At 68.5% G+C, this 26388-nt stretch carries 26 protein-coding genes and 7 pseudogenes; 21 read left to right on the forward strand and 12 right to left on the reverse strand.

Annotation, left to right across the window (positions count from 1 at the left end; genetic code table 11):
* Positions 1 to 784: 784 nt before the first annotated feature.
* A pseudogene (locus tag ACWF79_RS06315) lies at positions 785 to 2013 on the forward strand (IS110 family transposase).
* 11 nt (positions 2014 to 2024) lie between these two features.
* Here the strand turns inward: ACWF79_RS06315 and ACWF79_RS06320 are convergent.
* From ACWF79_RS06320 to ACWF79_RS06330, 3 genes and pseudogenes are all read right to left on the reverse strand, one after another.
* Positions 2025 to 2525: an SMI1/KNR4 family protein gene (locus ACWF79_RS06320; protein ID WP_453726870.1), complete on the reverse strand. Its 501-nt coding sequence runs from the start codon at positions 2523 to 2525 to the stop codon at positions 2025 to 2027.
* A 561-nt stretch (positions 2526 to 3086) separates the two neighbouring features.
* Positions 3087 to 3601: pseudogene (locus ACWF79_RS06325) on the reverse strand (NUDIX domain-containing protein).
* Between the two features lie 631 nt (positions 3602 to 4232).
* A complete protein-coding gene (locus tag ACWF79_RS06330; RefSeq protein ID WP_453726871.1) occupies positions 4233 to 5030 on the reverse strand; it encodes a GntR family transcriptional regulator in 798 nt (265 codons plus the stop codon).
* 189 nt (positions 5031 to 5219) lie between these two features.
* On the opposite strand from ACWF79_RS06330, the gene ACWF79_RS06335 reads away from it, so the two are divergent.
* From ACWF79_RS06335 to ACWF79_RS06350, 4 genes are read left to right on the forward strand one after another with little or no spacing between them, the layout of a single operon-like run.
* Positions 5220 to 5468: a hypothetical protein gene (locus ACWF79_RS06335; protein ID WP_453726872.1), complete on the forward strand. Its 249-nt coding sequence runs from the start codon at positions 5220 to 5222 to the stop codon at positions 5466 to 5468.
* An 18-nt stretch (positions 5469 to 5486) separates the two neighbouring features.
* Positions 5487 to 5984, forward strand: a complete 498-nt coding sequence (locus tag ACWF79_RS06340) for a hypothetical protein (protein ID WP_453726873.1) — start codon at positions 5487 to 5489, stop codon at positions 5982 to 5984.
* Positions 5985 to 6031: 47 nt separating this feature from the next.
* A complete protein-coding gene (locus tag ACWF79_RS06345; RefSeq protein WP_453726874.1) occupies positions 6032 to 7153 on the forward strand; it encodes a hypothetical protein in 1122 nt (373 codons plus the stop codon).
* A complete protein-coding gene (locus tag ACWF79_RS06350) occupies positions 7150 to 7506 on the forward strand; it encodes an ASCH domain-containing protein (protein WP_453726875.1) in 357 nt (118 codons plus the stop codon). The genes ACWF79_RS06345 and ACWF79_RS06350 overlap by 4 nt, the downstream gene beginning before the upstream one ends.
* Here the strand turns inward: ACWF79_RS06350 and ACWF79_RS06355 are convergent.
* The 3 genes and pseudogenes from ACWF79_RS06355 to ACWF79_RS06365 form a co-directional block, all read right to left on the reverse strand.
* The gene (locus ACWF79_RS06355; RefSeq protein ID WP_453726910.1) at positions 7443 to 7748 is read right to left on the reverse strand and encodes a peptidoglycan-binding domain-containing protein; all 306 of its coding nucleotides are present in this window, start codon (positions 7746 to 7748) and stop codon (positions 7443 to 7445) included. The genes ACWF79_RS06350 and ACWF79_RS06355 overlap by 64 nt on opposite strands.
* Positions 7745 to 8779 (reverse strand): DNA polymerase Y family protein, encoded by a 1035-nt coding sequence (locus tag ACWF79_RS06360; protein ID WP_453726876.1) that lies wholly within the window; start codon positions 8777 to 8779, stop codon positions 7745 to 7747. Before ACWF79_RS06360 ends, ACWF79_RS06355 begins: the two co-directional genes overlap by 4 nt.
* A pseudogene (locus tag ACWF79_RS06365) lies at positions 8776 to 9915 on the reverse strand (helix-hairpin-helix domain-containing protein); the annotation flags it as partial. The pseudogene ACWF79_RS06365 and the gene ACWF79_RS06360, both read right to left, overlap by 4 nt.
* A gap of 88 nt (positions 9916 to 10003) precedes the next feature.
* On the opposite strand from ACWF79_RS06365, the gene ACWF79_RS06370 reads away from it, so the two are divergent.
* Positions 10004 to 10339: an ankyrin repeat domain-containing protein gene (locus ACWF79_RS06370; RefSeq protein WP_453726877.1), complete on the forward strand. Its 336-nt coding sequence runs from the start codon at positions 10004 to 10006 to the stop codon at positions 10337 to 10339.
* Here the strand turns inward: ACWF79_RS06370 and ACWF79_RS06375 are convergent.
* From ACWF79_RS06375 to ACWF79_RS06395, 5 genes and pseudogenes are all read right to left on the reverse strand, one after another.
* Positions 10311 to 10607 (reverse strand): annotated as a pseudogene (locus tag ACWF79_RS06375) (transposase); the annotation flags it as partial. The gene ACWF79_RS06370 and the pseudogene ACWF79_RS06375 sit on opposite strands and share 29 nt — an antisense overlap.
* Positions 10608 to 11497: 890 nt before the next feature.
* Positions 11498 to 11941 carry a hypothetical protein gene (locus ACWF79_RS06380; protein WP_453726878.1) on the reverse strand — a complete coding sequence of 148 codons (444 nt, stop codon included), beginning with the start codon at positions 11939 to 11941 and terminating at the stop codon, positions 11498 to 11500.
* Between the two features lie 281 nt (positions 11942 to 12222).
* Positions 12223 to 12840 (reverse strand): DUF6000 family protein, encoded by a 618-nt coding sequence (locus ACWF79_RS06385; RefSeq protein WP_453726879.1) that lies wholly within the window; start codon positions 12838 to 12840, stop codon positions 12223 to 12225.
* A 96-nt stretch (positions 12841 to 12936) separates the two neighbouring features.
* Positions 12937 to 13593 (reverse strand): annotated as a pseudogene (locus ACWF79_RS06390) (hypothetical protein).
* On the reverse strand, positions 13593 to 13898 hold the full coding sequence (locus ACWF79_RS06395) for a DUF2199 domain-containing protein (RefSeq protein ID WP_453726911.1): 306 nt from the start codon (positions 13896 to 13898) through the stop codon (positions 13593 to 13595). The pseudogene ACWF79_RS06390 and the gene ACWF79_RS06395 overlap by 1 nt, the downstream one beginning before the upstream one ends.
* Before the next feature lie 44 nt (positions 13899 to 13942).
* Between ACWF79_RS06395 and ACWF79_RS06400 the strand changes: the two genes are divergently transcribed.
* From ACWF79_RS06400 to ACWF79_RS06470, 15 genes and pseudogenes are all read left to right on the forward strand, one after another.
* Positions 13943 to 14347 (forward strand): hypothetical protein, encoded by a 405-nt coding sequence (locus ACWF79_RS06400; RefSeq protein ID WP_453726880.1) that lies wholly within the window; start codon positions 13943 to 13945, stop codon positions 14345 to 14347.
* A gap of 198 nt (positions 14348 to 14545) precedes the next feature.
* The gene (locus ACWF79_RS06405) at positions 14546 to 15094 is read left to right on the forward strand and encodes a hypothetical protein (RefSeq protein ID WP_453726881.1); all 549 of its coding nucleotides are present in this window, start codon (positions 14546 to 14548) and stop codon (positions 15092 to 15094) included.
* A 123-nt stretch (positions 15095 to 15217) separates the two neighbouring features.
* Positions 15218 to 15466, forward strand: a complete 249-nt coding sequence (locus ACWF79_RS06410) for a hypothetical protein (RefSeq protein WP_453726882.1) — start codon at positions 15218 to 15220, stop codon at positions 15464 to 15466.
* Between the two features lie 132 nt (positions 15467 to 15598).
* Complete coding sequence (locus ACWF79_RS06415; protein ID WP_453726883.1) at positions 15599 to 15796, forward strand: hypothetical protein; 198 nt, start codon at positions 15599 to 15601, stop codon at positions 15794 to 15796.
* 930 nt (positions 15797 to 16726) lie between these two features.
* Positions 16727 to 16999 (forward strand): hypothetical protein, encoded by a 273-nt coding sequence (locus ACWF79_RS06420; RefSeq protein ID WP_453726884.1) that lies wholly within the window; start codon positions 16727 to 16729, stop codon positions 16997 to 16999.
* A 135-nt stretch (positions 17000 to 17134) separates the two neighbouring features.
* Positions 17135 to 17554, forward strand: coding sequence for a hypothetical protein (locus ACWF79_RS06425; protein WP_453726885.1), 420 nt, complete (start codon positions 17135 to 17137; stop codon positions 17552 to 17554).
* Positions 17555 to 17626: 72 nt separating this feature from the next.
* Positions 17627 to 17859: pseudogene (locus ACWF79_RS06430) on the forward strand (transposase); the annotation flags it as partial.
* Between the two features lie 3 nt (positions 17860 to 17862).
* Positions 17863 to 19034: pseudogene (locus ACWF79_RS06435) on the forward strand (transposase); the annotation flags it as partial.
* Between the two features lie 16 nt (positions 19035 to 19050).
* Positions 19051 to 19317 carry a hypothetical protein gene (locus tag ACWF79_RS06440; RefSeq protein ID WP_453726886.1) on the forward strand — a complete coding sequence of 89 codons (267 nt, stop codon included), beginning with the start codon at positions 19051 to 19053 and terminating at the stop codon, positions 19315 to 19317.
* A 179-nt stretch (positions 19318 to 19496) separates the two neighbouring features.
* Positions 19497 to 19778 (forward strand): lysine transporter LysE, encoded by a 282-nt coding sequence (locus ACWF79_RS06445; protein WP_453726887.1) that lies wholly within the window; start codon positions 19497 to 19499, stop codon positions 19776 to 19778.
* Between the two features lie 1158 nt (positions 19779 to 20936).
* A complete protein-coding gene (locus ACWF79_RS06450) occupies positions 20937 to 21977 on the forward strand; it encodes a hypothetical protein (RefSeq protein WP_453726888.1) in 1041 nt (346 codons plus the stop codon).
* A 134-nt stretch (positions 21978 to 22111) separates the two neighbouring features.
* A complete protein-coding gene (locus ACWF79_RS06455) occupies positions 22112 to 22375 on the forward strand; it encodes a hypothetical protein (RefSeq protein ID WP_453726889.1) in 264 nt (87 codons plus the stop codon).
* 2 nt (positions 22376 to 22377) lie between these two features.
* Positions 22378 to 22749 carry a fic family toxin-antitoxin system, toxin component gene (locus tag ACWF79_RS06460; protein ID WP_453726912.1) on the forward strand — a complete coding sequence of 124 codons (372 nt, stop codon included), beginning with the start codon at positions 22378 to 22380 and terminating at the stop codon, positions 22747 to 22749.
* A 956-nt stretch (positions 22750 to 23705) separates the two neighbouring features.
* Positions 23706 to 24770: a DUF6292 family protein gene (locus tag ACWF79_RS06465; RefSeq protein ID WP_453726890.1), complete on the forward strand. Its 1065-nt coding sequence runs from the start codon at positions 23706 to 23708 to the stop codon at positions 24768 to 24770.
* Between the two features lie 217 nt (positions 24771 to 24987).
* Positions 24988 to 25149 carry a hypothetical protein gene (locus ACWF79_RS06470; RefSeq protein ID WP_453726891.1) on the forward strand — a complete coding sequence of 54 codons (162 nt, stop codon included), beginning with the start codon at positions 24988 to 24990 and terminating at the stop codon, positions 25147 to 25149.
* 248 nt (positions 25150 to 25397) lie between these two features.
* On the opposite strand, the gene ku is transcribed toward ACWF79_RS06470, so the two are convergent.
* Positions 25398 to 26297 carry a non-homologous end joining protein Ku gene (gene ku, locus ACWF79_RS06475; RefSeq protein ID WP_453726913.1) on the reverse strand — a complete coding sequence of 300 codons (900 nt, stop codon included), beginning with the start codon at positions 26295 to 26297 and terminating at the stop codon, positions 25398 to 25400.
* Positions 26298 to 26388 lie beyond the last annotated feature (91 nt).

Raw genomic sequence — 26388 nt, forward strand, 5'->3', positions numbered from 1 at the left:
CGCGGGTGGATCGTTGGGGCTCGCGCAGTCTCGGATTCGGCGTTGTGAAGCCCGCGCTCGTCCCGGGCGGCCGCTCGGCTGGGGCGGCCGGCCGCGCAGGTCCTCGGATGCGTCTACGCCTCGCCCTGCTCGTGTTTCGCAAGGCGTCCCGCGAGTTGGCCGGTCTCTTGGGCCCTTCCTCGCGAGTGGGACGCTACTCGGCGTGCTCCTGGGAGCCGTCGGCGCCTGAACCCGGTTGCCCCATTGGTTGCCTCGGTGGTCGCCTGGCTGGGTGCCTCACCCGTTGCCAGGCTGGTCGCTTCACCGGTTGCCGACCCTTTTCACGGCACCGTCCGTCGCCGCAGGTCAGCCCTGGCGGGTCACCCTTTCGCGACGCTGACACCTCTAATTCGTTAGTAATTAGAGGTTCTGGTTCTCTAAGGGGCCCGGGGCGGCTGTCCAGCCCGGGGCAGGAGTGGTGTGGTCCGGTCGGTGCCGTGGTGACCCCTACGACACCTCCGACCGTCGAGGTCTGTTGAAAGACTGGTGGCGCTGGGCGCCGGCCGGTCCTCGCACGTTCTGCCCCCACGGGCCCGCCGGGTTCGGGATCCTCGATGGATGAGCTGCCGCACGGTGACGCTTTCTTCCTCACGAGCCTTGAGCTCTGGACACGGCGTGCGCCCGTGCGGTCTGGCGGTGCCGCGCACGGCTGATGAGGTGGCGGACCTTGGAGTCCTGGAATTAGTGCGCCGTGCGGTTCCGCGTGCTCGCGTTCGAGAACAGCACCGGCGAAGAGGCGGAATCCATGGACGTGTTCTGCGGGATCGACTGGGCGGAGGGACACCACGACGTCGCGCTCATCGACGGCACCGGCAAGCTGTTGGCCAAGTGCCGCATCGGCGACGATCTGGACGGCTACCGCCTGCTGCTGGACCTCCTGGCCGAGCACGGCGACACCGCCGAGGCGCCGATCCCGGTGGCGATCGAGACCAGCCGCGGTCTGCTGGTCGCCACGCTGAGGCAGGGGCCTCGGCAGATCTTCGCGGTCAACCCGATGGCGGCCTCCCGCTACCGCGACCGCCACGGGGTGAGCCGCAAGAAGTCCGACCCCGGGCGACGCGCTCGTGCTCGCGAACATCATTCGCACGGACATGCCGATGCACCGGCCGCTGGCCGCCGACACCGACCTGGCCCAGGCGGTGGCTGTCCTGGCCCGAGCCCAGCAGGACGCGGTCTGGAGCCGGCAGCAGCTCTGTAACCAGCTCCGTTCCTTGCTGCGTGAGTACCTCCCGGCGTTCCTGGAGGCGTTGAAGGACAAGCAGGGCGGTCTGGCCCGCCCCGACGCCCGCCGAATCCTCGCCGTGGCACCGCCCCCGCGCTGGCTGCCAAGCTGCCGCTCTGGCGCCTGACAGCCATGATGACGAGGGCCGGCCGACGCAGGAACATCGAGGCCGATGCCGAGAGACTGCAGCAGCTCTTCCGCCGCGAAGCCCCACACCACGTCCCGCTGGTCGAAGAAGCGATGGGCAAGCAGGCCGCGGCCCTGCTCCTGCAGCTGAACGCCGCCTGCGAAGCAGTCGCCGACCTTGGCCAGGCCACTGAGGAAGCCTTTCGAGCCCATCCCGACGCCCCGATCATGCTGAGCTTCCCCGGCATCGGCGCCCAGATCGGCGCACGGATCCTCGCGGAGATCGGCGACGACCGCACCCGGTTCGCCACCGCCGGAGGGCTGAAGGCATACGCGGGCGCGGCCCCCATCACCCGGGCCTCAGGCAAACGCCACTACGTCGGGCGCCGGTTCGTCAAGAACAACCGGCTCAACCACGTCGGCCACCTATGGGCCTTCGCCTCCCTCGGCGGCTCGGCCGGCGCCGACGCCCACTACCGGCGCCGACGGACCGGCGGGGACTGGCACATGCAGGCCCTTTCAATCGGATGCTCGGGCAGCTCCATCACTGCCTGCAGGCCCGGGTCCCCTTCGACGAATCCATCGCCTTCCCCGTCTCTCCAGGCACGGAAGTGACGAGCAGTTGATTCCGCGTTCTCTACCAGTGCAGCGTGACACTGCCGTCGGCGTTGATCTCCTCGTGCACCGTTTCGACGTGATGCTGCCAGGCAGGTATCTCTGCTTCGGCAATCGCGCGGAGCCAGTCGGTGAAGGACGCGTAGCTACGGACGGGGACGTCCGCGTGCTGGCCTTCGGAGTATGACCAGACCTCAGGGTCAGGTCCGGTGCCTCGCATGAAATCGAACTGGTAGCCCTGGTGCATGGAGAAGACGCGGTCGGTGGGGTCGAAGTGGAAGGGCGATTGGTTCTCTTCGAGGAGCTCGCGGGCAGCTGTCCCCAGGCCAAGGACCCGGGGGTGGTAGACGTCCTCCCCCTGCATGAAACGCCCGGCGCCACCGCCGATCAGAGAAAGGAACTCACGATAGGCCTCCGCCATCGGAGCCTGTTGATCACGCGCAACAGCCAGGACGACCTCGAACGGCAGGCCCTGAAGCTGCTCAGGCCGGGCTGTAGTGCCGTCGGTGATCGCGGCGACCACAGCCTGAACCCGCTGCCTAGGCGTCAGCTGCTCAGTCGACAACGGGATCACTGGGCTCTCGTCCCGGCGTCGCTTCCATCACATCTGGCACCCCACCCTCTCTGTGGTCGAGAGCTTACGCGTGCTCCGATCGGGCCTCGATTCCGAGAACCGCACTGGTGCAGTCGTCACCCTCGGCATGATCAGCTTGACGGCTTAGCCACATGAGGTGTCTTTCTCCGCGGTAGTCGGAGGAAGAGGCACTAATTCACTCCAAGGCAGCAGGGCCCAGAGTTCAGCCCAGCTCACCCCGGTCGGTCCTCATGCCGCCGTACCCATCGGCGCTGCTGCCGCCGCGCACGCCGCCATCACGCCGTGGGGAGGCGCTGCGGGCGGGGTGCCGCCCTCTGTGGACGACGCGGCGTGAGCCGCTGACGAGCGGAAATTCTTGAGATAGCCTCCGGAATCCCGCGACGCCGCGTCCCGCCTCGGCTACCCGACCGCGGTACAGCGCACGGCCCTCGCCAGCGCCGCCACCGAGCTGCTCGCGACGCGACGGTCGTCGCGCCTCAGAGGCGTTTGCTATTGGGTGCTTTCGCCGTTGCGGAGATAGCGGGTGTGCCCGTCTGCGAGGGCGTGCAGAGCTGCTGTGAACCGGGGTCGGATGCGGTCTCCGAGCCGGTCGCGGGCTGCGTCTGGTGGGAGGAACGCGGCTTCGGCGAGTTCATCGTCCTGCGGTGTCAGCCGGGCGGCCTGATCCAGGGCGAGCGTGCCGCCGTTGAAGATGAACGGGATCTGATCGTCCCAGGGCCCGTGGGGGGCGACCCAGTCGACGACCAGCAGCCCGCGTAGGGTCACCCGCAGCCCGAGCTCTTCGACGAGTTCCCGGGTCACCGCGTCCTCGGGTGGCTCGTTCGCCTCCGCCATGCCTCCAGGTCCCACCCCGGCTTGTAGGTGGGGTTTACCAGGAGCACGCGCACGGAGGCGTCTTTCAGCAGCACGTCGGCGGCAACACGCTTGCGGGCCTGCCGGGCGTTTCCCTCCGCGAGGTAGACGTTCCACGCGGCAGGGTCGGCGGGGGTCGGGGTGGGCCTCATACCGGGATGCCTCCGGAGTGCGGCGGGATGAGATCGGCCAAGGAGCAGCATTCTCGCCCTGCGCGTCGTCGAAGCGAACCAGGTACTCGCGTACGGGCGGATACCCCTTCCGCTGCTCAAGCACCTGGCGGAGTTCGTCAAGTTGCTGGACGACGCGCACCGATCCCACGGTGGGGCGCGTGCTCAGCAGCGCGTGCGCGGCATGGGCCGGCGTCCACTTCCCTGCGGCGTACGTGGATGTCGACCACGGTGATCTGGCTGAGGGCGAGCGACCGTACCCGCCCGGCCTCGCGCAGCGGGACGGCCTGGTAGGCGGCGGCCGAGGTCGCGCGGCCTCGGGCACGCGGCGCGCAGCGGTCGCCGGCCTGCAGCCTGTCAGACGAGCGTGACGCGGGCGTGGGTATCCCACTGGTACATGGGCTGGTCGCGGTTGAGAACGATGAGCTCGATGCAGGGCGAGTACGGCACGCAGCGCTTCGGCGGAGCCTTCGACGTCGTGCAGGGCGAGGTGCGCTCGCCGCGATCACCGGGCGCGCGGCACTCGGTCTGACCTTGTATGGCCTCGTCGCCCGCTGAACCACCACGCCCCGCGCTCGCCTTCGGGTGGGAGGGGCGGCTTCGTCGTCCGGGGTCAGTCCAGATCGATGGCAAAGTCGACGATGGTGGTGTCACCGCGCCGCACGATCGGGTGAGCAACCTCGACGACACGCCCCGTGTCGGCGATGTGGCGTCGGGTGTAGCGGATGACAGGTACGCCTGTTCCGACCCGGAGCGTAGTGGCCTCGACTTCGGTGGGCATCGCGGCCGTGAAGCTCTCGGTAATCCGTGCGACGTTGATACCGAGGCTGCTCATCTGCGCCCGAGTCCCGCCGGGCCACGGCTCGTTGATCGGGTCAGCGACTGGGGTGCCAGCCACGTCGGACCAGCGGACGTAGCTGGTCGACATCTGTGTGGGCTGGTCGTTGTCGAAGAACACGAAGTGGCGGGCGAGCAGTCTTTCGCCGATCTCGCACTCGAACAGTGCCGCAAGCTCGGCGTCCGCCTGTACCTTCTCGAACCGCTTGTCGAGCCGGTACTCGGACCAGCCGATGTCCTGGTCGCGGGTGTATGGGGTCGACTTGGCTCCGGGAGCGGGCCGATATCGGTCTGCGGCCATGCGGTGGATCGGCGGCCGGGGCCGGACCCGTGTGCCTGCGCGGGCCCGGGTTTCGACCAGGCCCTCGTTGCGGAGCAGGTTGATCGCGTTGCGGATCGTTGTCTCTGAGACGCGGTACTCGGCGCAGAGCGCCGGCAGGGTGGGCAGCTGGTCACCAGGGCCGAACTCGCCGGAGGAGATGCGACGCCGCAGCTCAGCGGCGATCCGCAGGTACTCGGGCTGCGCCACTGCCACACCGCCGTTCTGGATGATCGCGTCAATCTGTGTACACATACTGTCCTCTTCCCCTTGACCTGCGCCAACTGTCGCGACAATCTGAGTACAGATAAGCAGTATCCGTACTCAGATAACAGGGGATCCAGGGGGACAGTCATGTCCGAATCGGGGCACACCTGGCGACGAGCCTTCAAGGCTCACCCTGCTGAGGCCGCGGCGGTCCGCTCCTGGACGAGTGGACGTGCCATGCACCTCGACGCTCCGCTCGTCGCTCACGAACTGTTCGTGGCGGTCCTCGGCACTCAGCCGGACGCCATCGACATGACGATCTCCACCGCCGGACGTCGGCTCAGAATCACCGCCGAGGGCCCCATCGAACTCCTGCTTCGACACACCCACGGGCCTGGTTGGCAGATCGTCTCCGCGCTCTCACAACACACCGGGGTCACCCCCAACGCCTGCGGGCTGTGGGCGCTTCTGCGCACCGGCCTATGAGCAGCTTCTGGAGGAACCATGTACACCCCCGCGCCCGCCTCGTGGACGCCGAGACTTCCGCTTGCGCACCACACCCGGGAGAACCACGGCGCGCAGTGGCTCGCTTCCACCATGGAACCGCCCTCGATCATCCTCGCCGAGTGGTCAGACAGTCCTGACCGTCTGGCCGAGGTACCCCTCGGAATCCTCTTCGATGTCCTGCGCATCGCGGACGCGATCGGGCTCCCGGCCCTGGAGGAGCTGTACCAACAGCGCGTCGTGCTCGGCCCCGTGCTTCACTGCCAGCCGCGACAGACCGTCGAGCTTCTCGTTCCCGTCGGCGCCGCCGAGACATGGGATCCCCTGCGCGGCACAGTGTGCGCCGGCCGAGGCGGCACGCTGCGTTGCCCGGCGCCCGGCACGGTCAGCCGAGGCAGGACGTGGCTTCAGCCGCCATCCGGAACGGGCGTGCTCACCGACCCCGAAGTGCTGCGCGCAGCACTTATGCCCTGCGCAAGGCGCAGCCACCACCTCTAACGCCCACTGCACAGCAAGCCGTTGCGCTTCCCCGAAGGGATAACACAGTGAACTGCTACCCCGTATCGCCCAACACCGTCCTGGCCAACGCGTTGACGCACGCTGAGGACGTCCTGACACCGGGCGTGGTCGACTCCGCCCCGGAGCGGGTCGTGTTCGTCGTCGGCACCCAGATCAACGGTGCGCCCCACATCGGCACCTCGCTCGTCCAGTCCCTCACGTTCGCCACCGCGGCCCGCCTGCGCAAGCGGTTCGGGATCCCGGTCGAGGTCCAGTTCGGCGCGCTCGACAACGCGCCTCACGCCGTTGTAACCGAACCGTCGACCGGCCACCGCTACCAGCGCGCCTACGCGCACGCCCTGGGCCGGCAGGCCATCGCCGAACAGATCGACACGATGTACCGCCCGCTCTTCGCCGGCCTGTCCGAGCGCCTTGGCGTGCCCTACTCCGTCGACACCTACAGCGAGCAGCAGGCCGACGAGCACTTCCGACGTACCTGGCTCCGGGTCCTGCCCCGCATGGACGCGGCCCGCTGGTGGCTGGCCCCGTCCTCCGGCGTGGCGCACGTCCGCGTGCCCTGCCCGCAGCCTGGCTGCGGCTGGGCCGAGAAGTACGCCGAGCGCACCCGCGTGCATCCTGACGGGCCCGAACGTGCCATCGTCACCGCTGTGTGCCTGCACCACGGCGAGTACGAGGTCACGGTCTCCCCGGCTGACGGAGGGTACCTCGACCTGGCCACCCTGTACCGCAACCTCGTGAAGGAGCTCGCCGCCACGGGCGAGCACGGCACGCTGTACGTGATGGTCAAGGGCGGCGACTGGGTGTTCGGCTCGCAACTGATCGACGGCGCATTACAGTCGGTTGGCCTCGCCCGCGGCCAACTCCCGGCCCGACTGTTCTGCCCGCAGGTCGTCACCGAGACCGGCGCCAAGCTGTCCAAGTCACTCATCCGCGAAGGCCGTGCCCCCTTGCCCGCCGGTGCGGCCCCTTGGATGCTCGACACCCGAGAGTGGCCCGGCTCGGTGGACGAGTACGTCGACCGGCTCATCGCCCTGGACGAGGTACTGCTCGCCGACCCACGCCACTTCTTCCGCGCGTACTCCGCTGCGGAACTCGGCCACATGATGACCGCACCCCTACCAGTAGCTAGGAGCGTTACCTCCCCATGACGGAAACCGCCGCCCGCGTCCACGAGCTGAACCTCTACCGCCGCTACTTCGACCTCGTCGCCGCCGGCGAGAAGACGACCGAGGTCCGCGTGAAGTACCCGCGCCTCGCCGCCCTCTCCGCTGGAGACGTGATCCGCTTCCGGATCAAAGGCACCGAAGAGACATGCGACGTCCGCGTGAAGCGCGTCACGGAGTACGCCACGTTCGAGGACCTGCTCGACGGCGAGGGACCGGCCAAGGTCAACCCCACCTCATCCCGCGAGCAGCAGCTCGCCAACATCCGCGCGATCTACCCGCCCGAGAAGGAAGCCCTCGGCGCGCTCGCGATCCAGATCGAACTAATCACCACCTGACGGCCCGGCTGGCCGCGCTCCCTTGGCCGGCCGCGGCTCCGTCCCTTTCCATGGAGACGTCCATACCCGGCCCTGGGGTAGTCGAGGTACTTCCAGGCCTCAGGGCCGACCTGGCCATCGACCTTGATGCCGGAGCACCGCTGGACGGCCTTGACCGCGGCTTCGGTCTCGCTGCCACAGGCTCCGTCGATCTTGATTGTCGTAGTCGTACTTGTAGACGAGGAAGCACTGGAGCTGCTCAGCGAGCTGCGCCGGCTGGCCCGCGGCGGGGAGCCACGGCCTGCCGGTACGCGGCCGCGGTTCCGGCAACGCCGGGCCCGTAGCGGGCGCGCGCTCGGTCGAGGGCTGCTTCGAGGTCGCGGGCTTTGTCATCGCGGATGTCGAGGTTGAGCTGGTGCGTGGCAGTCTCGCCGGGTTGGAGCCGTTCTGCTCGTACGGACAGGGCGCGGACCCGGGCGCGCTGGAGACCGAGCGACGCGAGCATCTCCCGGCCGGTGCTGGCGAGCGCGGGGGTGTGGGCAGTGGCCTCGGCCAGAGTGCGGGTGCGGCTGGTTGTAGTGCGGTCGGCGTAGGTGACGGTCAGCGTGAGCGCGGCGGCGATGCTCTGGTCGTGTCGGAGTTGGGCGCCGAGCTGCTCAACAAGGCCGAGGACGGCCCGGTGGTGCCGGCCGGGATCGAGCTCGTCGCAGTCGAACCGGTGCGTACTGGAGAGGGACTTCGGGGCGGCGCCGGGGACGAGCGGGCGGTCGTCGAAGCCGCGGGCTCGGTCGTGGGCCTGGCGGCCGGCGGAGGTGCCGAGAATGCGCTGCAGGGTGGCGAGCGGGGTGTCGGCGATGTCGCCGACCGTTCGGATGCCGAGGCGGCCGAGGGCTCGGGCGGCCGCGGGGCCGATGCCGGGGAGCGCGGCGGCCGGCTGGGGCCGTAGGAAGGCCGCGATGTCGTACGGGCTGTTGCCGACGACGGTCGCGGCGCCGGGCGGTGTAATGGCGGCCGCCATCACCGCGATCCCAAGGGTGGGACCGACACCCGCGCTCGACTGGACTCCATACAGCGCGAGCGCCCGCAGCCGGACCACTGCCGCCAGCCCGGCCGCGTCCTGCTTCCAATACCTGAGGGCGCCGGTCAGGTCGACGTCGGCGGAGCGGTCGACCGGGTGCGCCTGGACGCGCGGGGTGATGCCTTCGAGGACTGCCAGGAGCTGCTCGTAAAGCTCCTCGTCCGGCTCGGGCAGGTGGAAGTAGATGCGCATGATCGTGCGAGGTGACGTGGTCATCCGGCGCTCCCGGGGCTGGTGTGGCCGAGGCGGGTGAGGTCGGCCGAGCGGGTGCCGGCGGGCTGAAGGTCGGCGTACGGGTGGAGGCGCGCCCCGGTGGTCGGGTCGACGAGCGTCCGCGAGGGCGCGGCTGGCTGGGCCGGAGTCGGGGCGGCGCTAGTGCGGCCGAGGAGGTCCAGGACGGCCTGGGGTCCGTGGTCGCGGCGGGTAGCGGCGAGTTTTTCGAGGTCCCACACCATCTGTCCGACGACGGTGCGGCGCGGGCCGCGGGCCTCGACGGTGCCGCGTACGAGGAGGAGCCCGTTGTGGAAGATGGTGTGGGCGCAGTCCTCATGGGAGTCCTCGAAGAAGGCGATGTCGACCAGGCCGAAGCCGTCCTCGAGGGTGACGAAGATGACCCGCTTGCCCGACGGGGTGGGCGGGGTCTGGGTGGAGGCGCGGACGCCGGCGACGAGGACCTGCTGTCCAGGGTGCATCGCCTTGAGGTGCTTGGCGTCGGTGGCGCCGATCTCGCGCAGGAGCCGGTGGTGGTGCTCCATCAGATGCTGGGTCACGTTGATCTTCAGCACGCCGAGCTCGGCCTCCAGGCGCTCGCGGCTGGTCATCTCCCGCAGCCCGGACGGGCCGGCCGCGACGAGGGCATCGTCGATCGGGAGCTGTCCGGCGCCCGGGCGGGTGCGGGTGTGGCGGTGAAGCTCGGAGGCCTGGAGCAGCAGGTCCCGCCGTGTCTGGTCGCCCTTGAGCTGGTCGAGCGCGCCGATCTGGATGAGGCGTTCGGCGATCGGCGGCGCCGGGTGCGCCCGCTGCCAGAGGTCCTGCAAGGAGTTGTAGGGCTGGCCGACGGCGATCCGGGCGACCTGGTCCTCCGAGATGCCCTTCACTGATGAGAAGGAGAGTCGGACGCCGAAGCCGCTGTCGGTCTCCTCCACGGTGTAGGCGGGGCGGGACTTGTTCACGTCGACGGGCAGGATGGGCACGTTGTGGCGGCGAGCGTCGGCAACGATCACTCGGAGCGGCCACATACCGGGGTCGTGCTCTAGCAGGCCCGCATACAGCGCCGCCGGGTGGTGGGCCTTCAGCCACGCGGACTGCAGCGCGGGGACGGCGAAGGCGACGGCGTGCGCACGGCAGAACCCTTCTCTGAACTAAGAGGTCATCTCAATTGGCTACCGGCGGTGTGGATAGTCGCTGGTAGAGGTGTTGCGATCGTTGTTGAATGCCCTGGTGAGTGACTACTGGACACCAGCCCATCACGCGGTCGAGCACGAGGATGCGGAAGCCCTGGCCCGCTTGCTCGCCAGCGGGTCTGACCCCGATGAGGTCTTCAGCAACATGACGCTGCTGACGCACGCGATCGATACCGAAGGGGACAGCACCCTGCAGAGTGGCCGGCCGTTGACCGTGCACACCACTGCCGTGCTGCTGGCCTTCGGTGCGGATCCGGAACTCGCAGATCCCGACGGTCGTACCCCGTTGGACGTGGCCACTTTCTATGCCCATGACCTGGCGGTTCAGCTGTTGCGCACCCACATCAGCAGGCGAGCCGGCGGTAGCAAATGAGGGTGCAGGCGATGCTGGTGAAGGCGAGGAAGTGGTCGGCTTTGCGTTCGTAGCGTCGGTGGAGGCGCCGGCAGCCGGCGAGCCAGGCCATGGTGCGTTCGACGGTCCAGCGGTGACGGCCGAGCCGTTGTGAGGACTCGGCGCCTTTGCGGGCGATGCGTTGGGTGATGCCGCGTTCGCGTAACCATCGCCGCAGGTGGGGGTAGTCGTAGCCCTTGTCGCCATGGAGCTTGCCCGGCTTGCGCCGCCGACGTCCGCGGCGGGAACGGATCGGCGGGATTCCCGCTGGAACAGCTCCCACAACTCGTCCGGCACCAGCCGCTCGACAATCCCCACCACAGCCCGCAGCCTACCGAGCGACCAAATGAGATGACCTCTTAGCCGGTGAATGGCTGCCGCGCCTCCGGCTCGGTCGGCGGGATCCGCAGCTGGGCGTCTTTGGAGCCGTGCGGCAGGTTCATCTCGTCGATCGGGCACTCGACCATGCCCCCGGAACCGGCTCAGAAGCGGGGCGGTGAAGAGCGAACGAGTGGTCATGATGTGGGGCGTGGCCGTGCACTGGGCCCAAAACCACGCGCTCACAGCCGACGTTGTCGTCGCCACTGCCATCGAGCACCCAGAAGCCCCGCCAAAGTCTAGGACTCGGCGGGGCTTCAAACCACCTTCGGCGTGCAGGGGTTCAGTGACGAGGGAGAAGGACGTCACCAGGATCGGTCAGTCGCCATCCTTGAGGATTTCACTGTCTCGATCCTTGGAGGACTCGTCAACCAAGCGCAGATTGAACTCTGCCTCCTGTTGGCGGTCCCAATGTTTAATTGAGCGCCACCGCTCTAGGTCGTAATCTTCATGCCACTCCCACGGGCATGCCAACGACCATAGCGCATTCCACGAAAGTCTCACCTTCCATTGGAGCAGGTCCTGAGTCTCGCTGTCCACACCTGGAAACGTCAGGCATGCTGGAGTGTGACGACATGGTGCAGGAGGGCGCTTCTAATCGAGCGTGCCACTTGCCGCTCATCGGTTCCGCGCTCTGCGCGAGCGAGTCGCTCCGTTCTTGCCGTGAGGAAGGCATTCAGTCGCTCGACATCGTCGAGAGTGAGGTCCTCGGCGTAGCGCAGAATCCGTTGCGCGGCCTCCGGGGGCCCCGCAGTTCCATCCTCACGGCGTACATGGGTCACAGCCTCTCCCAAATTGGGTCATCGGAGCGTATTCGAGCCCAGGCAGCGCGGGCCAGTCGTTCCTGCTGGCGGTGCTGATCGTGTACTCCGCCTCGACGGAGCCATGCGGGCGCTCTTGGCCGGTGGGCTCGGCGGGGTCCCGCGCGAAGTCGTAGGGCATCGGCTCGTTCCCGTCGACTACCCACGGCGCCGGGTACCTGGCGTGACACCCCGTGCACCGAGCGACGAACGTCCCGATCTCCGGGTTCGTCATGATGCTGTAGTGCGACGAGGGCAGCGCGCGAATTATGTAGCCGTTTGCGGTCGTCTCAAGCGCAGGCCATTCGGGGGAGCACTCACACAGTCCGGCCTTTGCGAACGTCTCGTCGCCAGGTACCTCGTGGGTGTTCCTGAGCGTCTTGAAGAGCCTTCTCAGCGGCCGCACGAGGCCTCCTTTCGTGACAACCCGACGCGTTGATCACGCAGGCCCAATGAGGGGGACAGGCTATCCGAGGCAGGCCGAGCGGCTCTTGACCAAGAGGTGTCCGCAACGTCGTCCGTAGGCGGAAGGCGCCGACTTCACCGGCACCAGCCTCAGCAACGCCATCCGCTGCACCGGATACGCCAGACGCGACTGGTTTGACTACATCGCGTCCCGCACACAGATCTGACCGCTCCCGCGGGCGGGGGCCGTGGTACAGCGAGACCACCACGGGATGGGGGCGGTCATAGCGCCTCGGCGCATTCGTCGACGAATGCGCAGAGCCGACGAATGAGGCTCAAAAAGTAGGGGACGGGGTCCGAGCCGTCCTGCATGTGAGGTGCATCCTGGAGCCACTGCTGCCACAGGCCGCCCGGTTCTCGGAAGCGGTCGGCTTGACCACCTCCAAGGTTCAGGTCGATGAACTGGAGAGCACCCATGACGACGGTCTGGTCATACGCGAGGTCAGGGCGGCAGAGGTAGCGATCAAGGTAGACAGCGAGCAGATCAGCGTCGCGCGCCGTTCCGAGACTGGCCAGGGCCACGCAATAGGCCAGCCCAGCGCAGCAGACCTCGCTAGCCAGCAGGAGTTCCCCGAGACGCTCACGGAACTCGCTCCGGCGGGAGACAGCTACGAGCCAAGCCGCAGTTCTCCGCTCTCGCCAGCCGCCCTCAAGAAGCTTGGCGATCTCATCTGCGGTGATGAGTTCCGCATCCTCACGAAGGTCTCGCATGAATCGGTCGCACTCAGGACTTTGCATGCGCAGCAAGCCACCGCCGAGCTTCAGGTAGCGCCGCTTGGGCGTGACATAGCGACGAACCAAGGCCAGCAACTCGGCATCGTCGTGAGGATTGCGTATCACACAGTCGATCTTGCCTTGCCGCCGCAGAACAGAGCCAGCCCCTCCCTTGCCTTGCTGTTACTGCGCACGGGCAGACCCAGTTCCAAGGCCCGCGCGTCAGCCGACATGGAGGCCCCACTCGTCGAGACCCCCGTAGATGTGCGCTTCGAGGCATTGCGGGGCGCCAAGGCCCACGGCCTCACCCCGATACACGGCGATGAGGGAGCCCCCGCCACCAAGAGTCCGTCACACCCTGTACTTCGAGGACCGGTTCGAATTCGCCGAGATCCAGTGCGTCGACGGTCTTGCGCGTGATCCTTGTGACGGTCGTGGCCCAGCGGCGGGCATGAGCGGCGAGCGCCAGGGATTCCCCCCATCCCTCAGTGCTGGCATGCAAGGGCGTCCAGCAGTCGGCGGCGATGCCGAACGCACCGTCGGGGCCGATCACGAAGCTGTATGCCATGGACCCCCGGCAGTCCCCTGCCGGGAACGCCCAGCTTTCTGCGGACATTTCCTCGGGGCAGTCGGCGTTCAGGATGCGCGGACCGCCCTCGTAGAACAGGGCCGGTGGCAAGGCGAGGCCGCCCAGTGGTCCTTGAAGGCAGTTGCCCGTTCGATTTCCGCAGCGGGGATCCCGTGCTCGATCCACGCGTCGCGGTGGCGGCGTATGTCCTGCCGGCGAACGCGGATGCCCTCCGTCTCGATAAACCGCTGGGCCCTGCGGCTCAGGCCGGCAGGCGCGACCGGGACGGGCGACACGGGCTGGTCAGCCATTACCGCTGCTCGCCAGCATCGGCGTGGAGCACAGTTGACGCAATCTCCCGCACGCGCTCCAGGCTGATCCCTGTGCGCTGCTCGATGGCGAGGGGGTGGTCGGTGGGCTCCAGCTCGACCAAGGGGTGCTCGCCGATCGGGCGGGTATGGACGCGCGTCTTCAGGTTGAGTGTCGTCGTCGGGTACACCGGAAGGTCTGTGGTGAGCCAGCCGAAGTAGGGCTTTTCGGCCTCGCGGCCGGGCCTGTCCCACAGGTCTGAGGCCCGGGAGAAGCTCTCTCGGCTGAGCGAGACCCAGACGCCCAGGAGAACACCTCGTCATCCCCGCTGCCATCGCGACGGCCGCCGCCGTGCTCAAGGCCGGGCACAGGACGCTGCACTTCAACCGGCACAACATCGAGATCACCGCCCAGCCCAGGCCGAACTGCCCGCGCTGCCACGGCGACGGCGGCTGGTGGCTCGGCGACGCCTTCCCGGAGATGGAGGCGTGCGGCTGCTGGCCGACCGGGGCGGGTTCCGCGTCCGGCTCGTGCCCGTGCCGGCCTGGAACGAGCCGCCGTTGTGAACACCGCCGTCCCCCTGCCGAAGCGCAGCGCGGGGCGGCCACAGCCTCCGCGAAGAGTCGGCCGCCCCGCACACCCCTTTTCACCCGAGCCGCACTCCTGGACATCGATCAGGCCGCCCACCGGGCGGTCGGCGTCGCCGCCGTACTCGTCGCCACCTGGATCACCCTGCGCACGGACGGCCGCCGGTGACCGCCGACACCTTGGGCACCCCTCAGCTCGACACTCCGAACTCCCGAACACGAAGTATGCATAGTCTTGAAATGCATAATTGGACTCTGCATTATGGGTGGGTCGGAACGACGTCCAGCGGGGACTGGCCAGGTCGCCAACTCAACTCCCAGGCCCGCCCCCGGCCTGAACCATCCTGAGTCCCCAGAGGAGAAGCACATGACATCGAACTCCGCCCGCCGCCTGACCACACGGGCCCTGAAGCGCGCGCTCCAGCTCACCGACCCGGCCGTCACCGCGGCCATGCTGATCACGGTCGGACTGTGGGCCACCGATGCCGGCCCCGAGTCGCTCGCGAACACCAACCTCTCGGCCGTCCTGCTCTACGCGGTCGCCATCCTCGGCGCTCGTACCCTGGTCGGCATCATCACCCGGATCTTCATCGACCTGATCGACCCGGACCGCTGGGACGGCGACAGCGCCTTCGAGACCTCCCGGAGGATCGCGGAGCTGCGCGCCGACATCGACAACGGCGCCGACATCGACGAGGTCCTGGCCGGGCTGCGCGACAGCAACCTCGTGCCCGAGCTCCTCGCGACCCTCCGCGCGCTCGGAGCCGGGTTCGCCTCCCGCGGCGACGACGCTCAGAGCCAGCGCCTCGCCCTCGCCGTCGAGCACCTGCGCAACGCGGACAAGAACATCAGGACGTTCCACAGCACGACGGCCATGACCGAGGCCGGCAGCAAAACGGCTGGGACCCCGAAGTAACTTCGCCCCGGGGACGGCGGCCAGGTCGCCAAACTCAGCCCGCCGTCCCCGGGCCTCCCAACCCGCTCCAACCGGAGCAGGGGGCCGGAACCATCGTCCCTCACCACCGCGAGGAGCAGAACCATGACCCCCCGATCCGACGACATCGACCAGAAGCGCGAGGACCTCAAGAAGACCCTCGCAGCCGCCAAAGCCAAGCGGGACAAGATCTTCGAAGAGACCGACAAGCTCCGCGAGGCCGCCGAATCCGAGTTCTGGAAGACCGTCGGCACCGAGCTCGACGGCGCGTACCACGGCGCCCGCACCGACGCCGTCGAAGTCCTCGGCCTCACCCGCGACTACATCCTCAAGAGGACCAAGCAGTACAGCTAACGCAACTGCCCAGGGGCCAGCCGCCAGGTCGCCAACCACTCAGCCGGCCACCCCCGGGCTCCTCCCACCCGACCCGCACGAGGAGCACGCCTTGGGTCTGCGTGACCGCATCCGCTCCGCGCGTACGACGCGATGACGAACTCGGACGGCTCACCCGCCGGCGCCCGACGCGCCACTCAGGCCGCCTCCCTGCTCGCCTCCACGGCCGCCGACCACAGCACCGTGGCCGCTGCGACGCTTGCCGGACTCGGTGCCATCGCCGTCGCGCCCGAAGGCGCGCTGTCCAACTACGTCTACCCCACCGGCGACTACGCCTCCTTCGCCGAGTAGACCGGCGTCCAGCGCCGGCTGCATCCCGCACGCAGTCGTCGCGCCCCCGATCGGCTGCAGCACTGTCACGCCCGAGAAGCCACGGCTCTCCAGTGCGGATCTCCACATCGACGCCCCGGGGACGGCACCACCTTCCCCGACCGCGGCCGCATGACCTGCCGCACGCCACGCCAAGGTCCCTGACCTGTCCACCCGGCCGTGCCGCCCGGGCCCAGCAACTGGCCCGGGCGGCGCGCGGGACCGGACAGCCCTGCCTGGCCCCTCAACCAGATCGGAAGACCCTGATGCGTCTCATCTCCTCCCCGGCCAAGCCCCGGCTTACCGAGAGCCCCGGCTTCGACTTCGCCGCCTACGCCGCGGGACTCCGCGTCTTCGCCGACGACGTCGACGCCCGCCACCCCCTCGCCCTCGGCATGATCGACGACGGCGACCTCTTCGAGCACTCCGTCATCCGCTATGCCTCCGACCCGATGCGGGCCGAGCTGGCTCCCGCGCTGCCGGCCGCCAACCACCACAACCGCCTCGCCACCGTCCCGACCGCCGACGCCGAAGACCACGCGAGCCTGAAGGCGCAGATTCAGCAGCTCCAGGAGCGCCTGGCCATGGCCGAGGCCGTCTTCCCCGGCATCACCACACTGGCCCCCGGCGAACCGGCAGACCTGACCATCTACCGCGCCGACGACGACACCTCCGGCATCGCCCTCGGCCTCTACACCAGCCGAGACGCCGCACGCACGCGGCCGCCCACGCTTCCCGGTACGCGCGCACCGCCCCCGGCGCTACGCCGGCCTGGGTCGCCGACTCGTGTGACGACGAGGCGATCGAGGAGCTCATCCACTTCGGCCCCGGAGACGACGACGAGGTCGCCTCCGGCTACACCGTCGTCCCGGTCACCCTGCTCCCCCCGTACGACCCGGAGGCCGAGGAGTGATGGGCCCGCGCACCTTGTGGGAGATCGACGTCCCCATCGAGCACCGGCAGGACCAGTCCCGCAAGGGCGTCCACGTCTTCACCGGTCTGGCCGAGAACGCAAGCGACGCCATCGCCTCCGCCCTGCGCGCCTGCGAGATCGCCCAGCTGCACGTCATGGCCGGCCTGCCGATCCCCGCCGGCACCAGCCGTGTCGACTGGTCCGCCCGCGGAATGCGCCCCGACTGGGAGCTCCGCTGGGACCGCGCCGAGAAGAAGGAGATCGTCCTCTAATAGCTCGTTTCACAATGACGGGGGCGAGGGGTTTGCTGTCGCGCTCGACCTCGTCCGTAAGATCACTCTATGCCTGCTGACGAGCGTGTGACTCGGTCCATGTGTCGTGTCCAGCCGATATCGGATCCTCGGCCGATGCCAGAGCTGCCTCAGCGGATTTGGTCTGATGAGGAGTGGGAGCGGATCCAGCGTGGCTACGGGGCGCAGGACATGGACGAGAAGTGGGACGTCTTCACAGAGGGTGAGGTCGTCTTCTTTCATCGAAGCTGGACCGGTTACGGAGTCTTCGCGGCGACCTTCGCACCAGTTGAGGGCGGTGGATGGCGGATCGCCAGTGCCGTGGTAGAGCGCGATGGCGAACGCTACGGAGGCACGGACGACGCCTACGACTGCGTCATGCTCGAGCTGGTGATCACTGCCATCGTGCTTGGTGAACCAGCGCCGGAGCTCCGCTCGAGGCTGGTGGAGCTAACCCGTCGAAAGTCACGCTCTGCTGATGCCCCGGTCGCCGTGATTCAGCACAGCGCCCTGGGACTGCGCTCAGACTCCAACTGATCGTTCCAGGATCAGTTCGGCGTAGGGGCTTGGCGGTTGGGTCTTGGGGCAACAGAGTGGTGCAGGTGCCGGATGATCTTGTTGCCTGATGACCTGTGGGAACGCATCGCTCCGCTGCTGCCGCCCCGGCCGACGACCGCGCCGCTGTGCGGGGCATCGTGTTCGTGCTGCGCAAGGACGTGAGCTGGAGAGACGTGCCCGAGGAGCGGACCGGGTGCAGCGGGGTGACCGCCTGGCGGCGGCTGCGGGACTGGACCGAGGCCGGTGTCTGGCCCCGCCTGCACGAAGTGCTCCTGGCCGAACTGCGCGTCCTGGCGGTGGACGTCTCGCCGTGGCTGCGGCCCGATGCCGCGACCTGCGCGGACCGCTCGTTCTGTCACACCTACGGTCGCGGCGAGGCCAAGCACCAGATGATGCCGCTGGCCGTACTCGTTCGTGGTCGCGCTGGAGACGGGCAGTACTTCCTGGACCGCGATCCTCGGCGCAGTCCATCTCGCGCCGGATGCCGACGTCGCCCCACTCACCATCGCCCAGCTCCGTGACGTCGCCGAACGCCTCATCGTCGCAGTGGCACGCAGGGGATCCGGAGATCCTGGTCGTTCTCGACCCCGGATAGGACGCACCTCGCATCGCCCACTTCCTGGCCGATCTGCTCGTCCAGATTTTGGGCCGGCTCCGCTCGGACCGGGTGGCGCGCCGGCCGACCCCGAAGCGCTTCCACGATCCGAGGGGAGGCCGACCGCTCAAGCACGGCGGCGAATTCGTCTTCGGCGATGCCGGCGCCTGGGGCCCGGAGCAAGCCGTGACGGTCACCGGAACCCGCCACTACGGCACCGCGACCGCACAAGCCTGGGGCCGGCTCCACCCCCGGCTCACTAGGCGGGCCGCCTGGCTCGACCGCGACGGCCCTCTGCCCATCATTGAGAGCACCATCATTCGCCTCGTCGTCGAGAAGCTGCCCAGCGGTGGCGTGAACCGGCCCGTCTGGCTGTGGTGGTTCGGCACCGACGTCACCGCCGCAGACGTCGACCGGTGCTGGCAGTCCTTCCCGCGCCGCTTCGACATCGAGCACACATTCCGCCTGCTCAAGTAGACCCTCGGATTGAACCGGCCCCGCCTGGGCAACTCGCAAGCGGCCGACCGGTGGACGTGGCTGGTCATCGCCGCCCACACCCAGCTCCGTCTCGCTCGCCGCTTGGCCAGCGATCTACGGCGCCTATGGGAGAAGCCGTCCCCTCGAACAAACTCACCCCGGCCCGAGTCCGGCGCGGGTTCAGGAACCTGCGCACAAAACTCGTCTCACCAGCCCGTGCACCCAAATCCACCCGGCCCCGGCCGCCCGCCCGGCTCGAAGAACCGGCATCCCGCCGCCCGCCACGAGGTTGGACGCGTCCTCGCCACCGGCAAGGCCTTCAGCCGACCCACCCACCACAAGGTGGGCACCAAACCTCGTCGGACAGATGACAGGCAACGGCAGTGACGTCCACACTGAGCCCATGCGAGTCGATGAGACGCTAAAAGTGACCCTGGCCAGGGTCTTTACCCTCATATCGATCATCATCGCTTCGCCAGTGCTGCTGGTGGCCGGAGCTCCGATTCGGCGCCGCTACCTGCGACACATTTACAGGGAAGAAGCCCCAGACATCCTCGACAAAGCCAACGGGAAGGTGAGCATCCACTACCTCACCCTCAACAGCCAGCTGCTGCACTGGCTCTGCTTGCCCTCCGAAGCGCTGGCACGGCTCACCCGCGGCGGACGATAAAAGACGAGCTCAAAGCCTGCCAACCAGCGTCGTTACGGTCTGACCCACGGTGCCCCCGCAACCCTTCCGACCCCGCATGGGTCCTCCATATCGGGGTCCCGCGCGGGCCGAGTGGTGCGTGAGGATGGGGGAATGCTGTGGGAGTCCGACGGGCGGCGAAGGGCACCAGCGAGTTCTTGATGGAGACGGTTGGGGAAGCCGTCGCTGAGGTGATCCTCACCTTGCTCGCCTGCGTCCTGCTCGCTTGCCTGGCTCTGATCGCCTACCTGAGCTGGTCCTGCAGCCCGCGCTTGACGGTGGCGGGCGCCGGGTTGCTCAGTCTCTTCCTTGCCCACGGCGCCTGGGGGGTCTTCCGTGATCACGCGAAGGGGCGCCGCCGTCAGGGCCTCGCCGCCGTATCCACTGCTGTCTTCATCCTGAGCGCCGCGACAGGCGTGTTCCTGGTGTTCTATGGCGCATGATGCGGCTGCCTGTGAAAGCAGTTCGATGCCGCGGCATCGTTGGCCGCACCATCTGACCTGCGCAGATACCTGCTTCAGAGAGTTCCGGACAGACTCGAAGGTGGACACTTCGCCCGCGTGGCCGCAGCAGAAGCGACGCTCTGACCTGCAAGAATGCCAGTGCTCCGACTGGCCAACTCACACGCGGACTGGCAGCCAAAAGGTTGTGACCGCGCTTCCGTGATCGCTACGCCTTGGCAATGAGATCGGCTCGACAGGGGCGTTGGGGCAGTCCAGCAACTAAGAGTTGTCCGCAACTACCTCAGGGCCTCTGGTCGCTGTGACAGACGCCGGAAACCGAGTGCAGCAGGACATGGGCGCCTGGCACCATGGCTCCCGTGATCATGTGTCGAAAGGCCGATGCCGCGTAGACGGCCACGCGCACTGCGCGCTGAACAAACGGCCTCCCGCGTCTGGGGGCCGACTCCACCGTTCCGGATTCATGGACTCTCCACCAGGGCGAGCCTGGCCGTGCACCGGGTCGAGTACCTGAGCGGCAGCTTGCACATCCACCCAGGTGCCACCGACTGTGCGTTGCGGCGGTACCGCGAGTTCCTCCACCCCCCGGGCAGACGTCCGCTGTACCCGCGGGAGTCGTACTGCCCGTGCACCTGGTGCTCCTTCGACGATGTCAGGCACGCACGCGACGTGGTGGAGGAGGTCCTGGAGAGGCTGCCGGAACGAGCCCGTGCCGAGCTCGGCCGGCTCGTGAAGCCTTTGGATGCGGTGTTCTTGCGCCGTACTCTGCCGGACCCGTTCGCGCACCGGCGCCAGTGGCGCACACAACTCTGGTGGTACTGCCGCCTGGCCGACAGGTCGGAGTGGGGGTGACGGAACCCGTGGTCGCCCGTGCCGAGGTGGGATGATCACAGCCATGGGAGATGTGCCCGCCCCTGTGTCGGCCTCCATCGCGAACCAGCAGTACAAGGAACTGCGAGCCGTACAACCTTGCGTAACGCCGCTCGGTGTGGTGGGAAACGATCGTCGTCAACGTGGGATGTACGCAGCGCACACGCCACCTGCCCGCTGATCAGCGACTTCCGTCAGTGCCCTATGGAGACGTTAGATCGTCCCAGTCGCCTGCTGACGGCCGGAGGGGCAATCGTAGACTCGCACGCCATGGAAGAGATCGTCAGGCTCGGAGAGATCAGCTGTCCGTCGGGGATCCTGGTCGTCGTGGACGGCGGCCATCTGGGGTTGTGGAGCGGAGAGCGGTCGCCGGCGGAGATCGATCCCGCTCTGCTTGGTGTTGACGATCCGGCGGTGGCTGCCGAAGTGCTCAACTCGGTCGACTTTGCCGTGGTCGGCCCAGACGCCTCGGCAGCGGCCCGCAGCTTCGACCGGCAGCCAGGTGCCATGCTCCACGACATCCCGGCCTCCCGGGCAGCGGAGTTTGAGACGACGTTCGAAGAGCACTGCCGGACCGCAGGGTTGGACGCTCGCTTGGAGGCGTTGCCGAGCCGCGAACCACATGCCCAACGCGCGCGCCGCACTGCCACTGAAGGCGGCGGCGGTTTCTTGATGTTCGGGGTGCCCGTCGTCGCCTTGGGAGGAGTGCCCCGCGACCGCCATCTGCCGGTGCTGGCTTCACGGGTCGACTTTGGCGACGGCATGGGGCCGCGCTGGTCTGAGATATCGGTTCGGATGAGCGAATCCCAAGCGGAGTCATCCGTGCCGCTGGGTGACATCGGCGTCGACTGGGCCCGGGTGCTCTTCGGCGATGCCGATGCCCTGAATGCCTGGCAGCACGACGACCCTGTGGACGGCTTGGCCGACGTCGCGTTCTGGGGTGCCGCTGCGGAGGAAGCTGCCGCGACCTTCGCAGCCCCGGAACTGGGCGAACCCGGCGAAGACGGTGTCCGCGGGTGGACTGGGCTGGCCGTGGCGGACGCGATCGAGAAGGCTCGCGCTGTTCAGAGCTGGAAGGGGGAGACCGGGCGGCGCATGATGGTGGACTTCCGGCCCCATTCCCATCACTGGCAGGTCATGCGACAGGTTCGTGCCTCTGAAGTCGAGGCCGGAACTGTGCGTATCGGCGACGCCCGACTGCTCTGCGCGATGACGAGCTGGGGCGACGGCTACTTCCCCGTGACGGCCGACCTCGATGCCTCGGGTGCCGTGGTCGCGGTGCGGGTGAGCTTCTCCGACGCGATCGCGTAGTCGTCGTGCCTCCGTGGACGTTTGATGCTGGGAGGCGCGTTAACGGGCGACCGGGCTGAGTGGGACAAGAGCGGCCTGGATTTCCACTCGGCTCCGCGCGCGCCGGTTGCTACCACCCTGCTACCTTGAGGGGTATGAGCAGCGACAGGAAGCAGACCCAGCTTCGGCTGGCACCCGACGTTCTCGCCGCCGGCAAGGACGCCGCCGCCGCCCGCGGCCTGGACTTCAACAGGTACGTCGAACGGCTTATCGCAGAAGACACCACCGGTGCCCGCGCGGCCGGGATGGCCGCTGCCCAGCGCCTCATCGACGCCCACGGCGACTTCCTCGCCGACCTGGAAGACGAGCTCGACACACAGCACGCCCCGGCGCCGCGGAACCGGGGCGCCGCTGCGTGAGCATGTCCCTGCACGTCGACCTGTCCTGGATCCTGGAAGTCGCCGAACGTGCTGGCGTGCACGACCCCGCACCCGACGACCTTGGGGTCCCGCTCGCTGCAGTAGCCCGTCACCGTGCAGAGCTTCTCGAGCAGCCTGTGTACGGCGGCCCCTACGCCCGCGCCGCCGCCCTCGTGCACACCCTGGGCCGCTGCCGCTGGCTGGAGCGATCCAACCTCACCGTCGCCTGCGCCGTCGCTGTGATGTACCTCAGCGCCAGCGGCATCCCCGCTGACCCAACCCGCGACCAGCTCACCGCTCTCGCCCAGGAGCTGTACGACCCGCGCTGTACCGCCACCCGCATCGCCGAGCAGCTGCGCACCTGGCGTCCCTGAGTGCTATCCAGCACCCGGCCCCTTCAGTATCGGTAGAAGCGGCACTTTGCTGCGCGTAGCCCAGAAACAAGGTCTGGGTCGCTATGCCGACATGTGAGAGGGGAGCGCCGTCGAGCCTCGCTGGTGCGTGGTGGACTGGTCGACTTTCGGATGCGATGTCGGCAGGGTGTCGACCTCGGCGCCCCTGACGTGCCGAAGCGGACCTCGATCGACTCTGCAGGCTTGATCCGGTTCAGGCGCAGCATCCAGTCGAGGCGCGCATGCAAAAGGCCGGCGCCCACTTCCGCCGAGGCGGGTGGCAAGGGCGCCGGCCAACCGAAAACACACACTCCGCGGGAGAACCCGAGAGGTGGTCTCGCTGGCGAGTGTATCCGCCCGGCGCTGCATTAGGGACGCGCTTCCTTGCGGATGGTGATGCGAAAGGGTTAATGTTGTCTCGTTGGGTGTGTCTTGGCGGCGCGCCGGCACCGAACACACCTCACGCAACGGAGCAGCCCATGCCCGCTCGCCTGCCCCGGCGATATGCCGACCACCACGTCCAGGAGCCCGAGGTCTCCACAGCTACCGAGGCCGCCGACCACGCCGCCGCCGACTGCACGCACCTGGCCTGGCCGACGCCGGTGTCACCGTGCAGTGGCACCCCAATAGCCTCGTTCTGCCGGACCTCGCCGCGGGCCCGGCGACACCGCCGGCATCCGCGTCCGCGCCACCGGCCGCGCCCCGCACTCCCTGTACGTCATCAGGCCACCAACCTGGTCCCGCTGACCCACGTCGGCGGCGCCCTCGCTACTGCGGCCGCTCATCGATGCAGCCGCCCTCGACTGCGACGGATGCCTGGCCGTGCCTGGCGAGCCGTGCCTGCCGAACTGCCTGCCGCAACCCTCAGAAGCCTGACGCCCGCCACCGGGGGAGTCCGAGCGGCGCCCCGCACGCACCGTGATGGAGATACGAAAAAGATGATCCGCGCTGGACGCCTCAAGTACGCACAGACCATGGCCGACCTGGCCGCCCAGCTGGGCATGTCGCTCGGCTACTTCCGCAACAAGAAGCCCCACATCCGGGACGGGCACCCCGCCCCGATCAGCTCGCCGACCTCGAGGGCGCTGCTGTGGGACAGCGAGCAGACGAAGGCCTTCCACGCCGGCGAGGCCGTCCCGGCCCTGCCGACAGTGGACGACGACGAGGACCTCCTGGACCGCCACGAGGCAGCCGCCGAGCTCGCTGTATCGCCGGCCAGCTGGAACAAGTACAAGAGCGACCCGAAACTGGCCGAGCACGTCGTCCTGGTCCCGGCCGGCGACGGCGGCACCGAGCACTGGCCGCGGCGCGTCGTCCGTGACTACAAGGCCAGTCGGCCCGGCAAGGGCGCCGGCGGCGGCCGCCGCGTCGGCAGTGGCGACATGATTCCCCGAGACGAGATCCTGCCCCGGATCGCCGAACTCCTCGACGGCAATCCCGCGATCACCCTCACCGAAGTCGCCGACACCCTGGGCATCGCCAAGTTCCCCACGGCCCAGGCCGGCCTCGCGCAGCTCCGCGGCCGGCGCATCGCCGACCTGGTCGCGGCCGAGCCCGAGCTCACCCCGATCGAGGCCGCCGCGCGTCTCGGCTACCCCACCGTCACTCACCGCGGCGCCGCGACGATCGCCGAGGCCGAGCTGCGCACCCGACGTGCCCGCCCGTACCTGCAGCAGGTCGCCGATGCTCTGAACGAGGCCGGCGTCGCGGAGCCCGTCCAGGTTGAGGTGCGCCAGCTGGACGGCGACCACCTGACGGCCGCGATCCCGCTCGCCGCCGACCAGACTTCACCGGCGCTGGTGTGGGACGAGCGATTCGGATGGCGCACCGCCACCAGCCGGCGCCACCCGATCGGCAAGGACACCGGCACCGCCCCGGAAGGCGACGGGATCCGGTACATCGGTAGTGGTCGGCAGCCGGAGCCGGCCGAGCTGCTCGAGTCACTCAACGACCGCCGCAAGGGATCCCGCCGCCCCAAGTCCGTCTACCAGTGGAGGCTTTGAAACTCGCGCCCGCCGCTCCTCCCAGCTCCACACGGGCACCGGTGTGATCGTTGCGTACGGGTCCCGGCTTCGCCGCCACGGCCCGCCGCGGTACCTGGGCACCAGACCCGCCCCACTGTCAGTGGCCCGTGCGAGTCTGTACGGATGCCCGGCGGCGCCCATCACCTCGAAGCCGAAGCGAACCGCCGGGCACACCCATCTCGAGCGGAGGACGGTCATGGAGAGCTACAAGCTGCAGTGGACGAAGGCGGGCAGGGACGGGCGGCGGGAGTCCGCCGTCTCCTACAGCGCGTCGGCCGCCGAGGACTACAGGGTGCTGAAGGCAGCCGAAGAGGGCGTCTCCGACGTCGAGATCGTCAAGGTGAAGACGGGCGTGTAAGCCCAGGCCCCAGAGCGCCCCAGTGCCCGCCCGGGCAGCACACGGGCGGGTACTGGCATATGCCGAAGGTTCTTTCGTGCACGACCCTGTTGCACCCGGGACGCCGGTGGCAGTGTGTCGGTACGCGGTCCTCGCAGCCCACCCCCGGAGAGGGATCGCGCGCCTGGTCCCGCCTGCCGCCGAGCGGGCGGGGCCGCGCCGCCCCTTCCCGGCTCCCCACGGGAAGGGTCCAGGCGCGCCCGGGCGGGTCAGGCGGTCTTCCGGCGGCCGGGCGCCGACCTCTTCGAGGCCGTCTTCTTCGTCGTGGCTTTTTTGGCGGCCTGCTTCTTCGCGGCGGGCTTCTTGGGCGTGGCCTTCTTCTTCGGCATCTCGTGCACGGTCGCGTCCCCGCCGGTCTCGCCCCGGGCTTCCTTCGCCTTGGCGACGGACTCCTCCAAGGCGGCCATCAGGTCGACTACCTGCCCGGCCGGCGTGGCCTCGGCGCCTTCGGGGGCGGCCGGGGCGCGGTGCTCGGACTTCGCCGCGATTACCTCGACCAGGGCCTCCCGGTACTGGTCGGTCAGCTCCAGCTCGTCGAGACGGTCCACAGTGAGCACGTCCAGCAGCGCCATTGCCTCGGCGAGCTCCTGTTCGGTCAGGTCGACCGCGTCCGGCGCGAGCTCGGTGGGGTCGCGGACTTCGTCGTCCCAGCGCATCGCGTGCAGGAGGAGGGCGTCTCCGTACGGGCGGACCAGGCCGAGGCGCTCGCGGCCGCGGAGAGCGAACTTCGCGACGGCCACCTTCTCGTTCCGGCCGAGCGCCTGCCGCAGCAGGGAGTACGGCTTGGCCGCCACCTGGCCGTCGGCCGTGATGTAGTACGACGACTCGCCGATGTGGCGGGGGTCGATCGACTCCCACGGGACGAACGAGACGATCTCGATCGCTTTCGCCGTGGGGAGGGGCATCTCGGCCAGGTCCTGGTCGGTGATCGGGATGACGTTGTCCTTGGAGACCTCGTAGCCCTTGCCGATGTCGGCCTCGGTCAGCTCCTCGCCGTCCAGCTCACAGATCTTGCGGTAGCGGATCCGGCCGCCGTCCTCGACGTGGATCTGCCGGAACGCCACGCTGTGGCTCTCGGTCGCCGTCTCCAGCTTGCACGGAACGGTTATCTAGAGGTGGTTCTCGGGTGTGAGGGACGTGAGGCCAGGGTTCCTTCGTCTGCGTGACTGATGGATATCTGATAGGTCGCTGAGCTGTTTG

Source organism: Streptomyces sp. NPDC054975, from assembly GCF_053609105.1.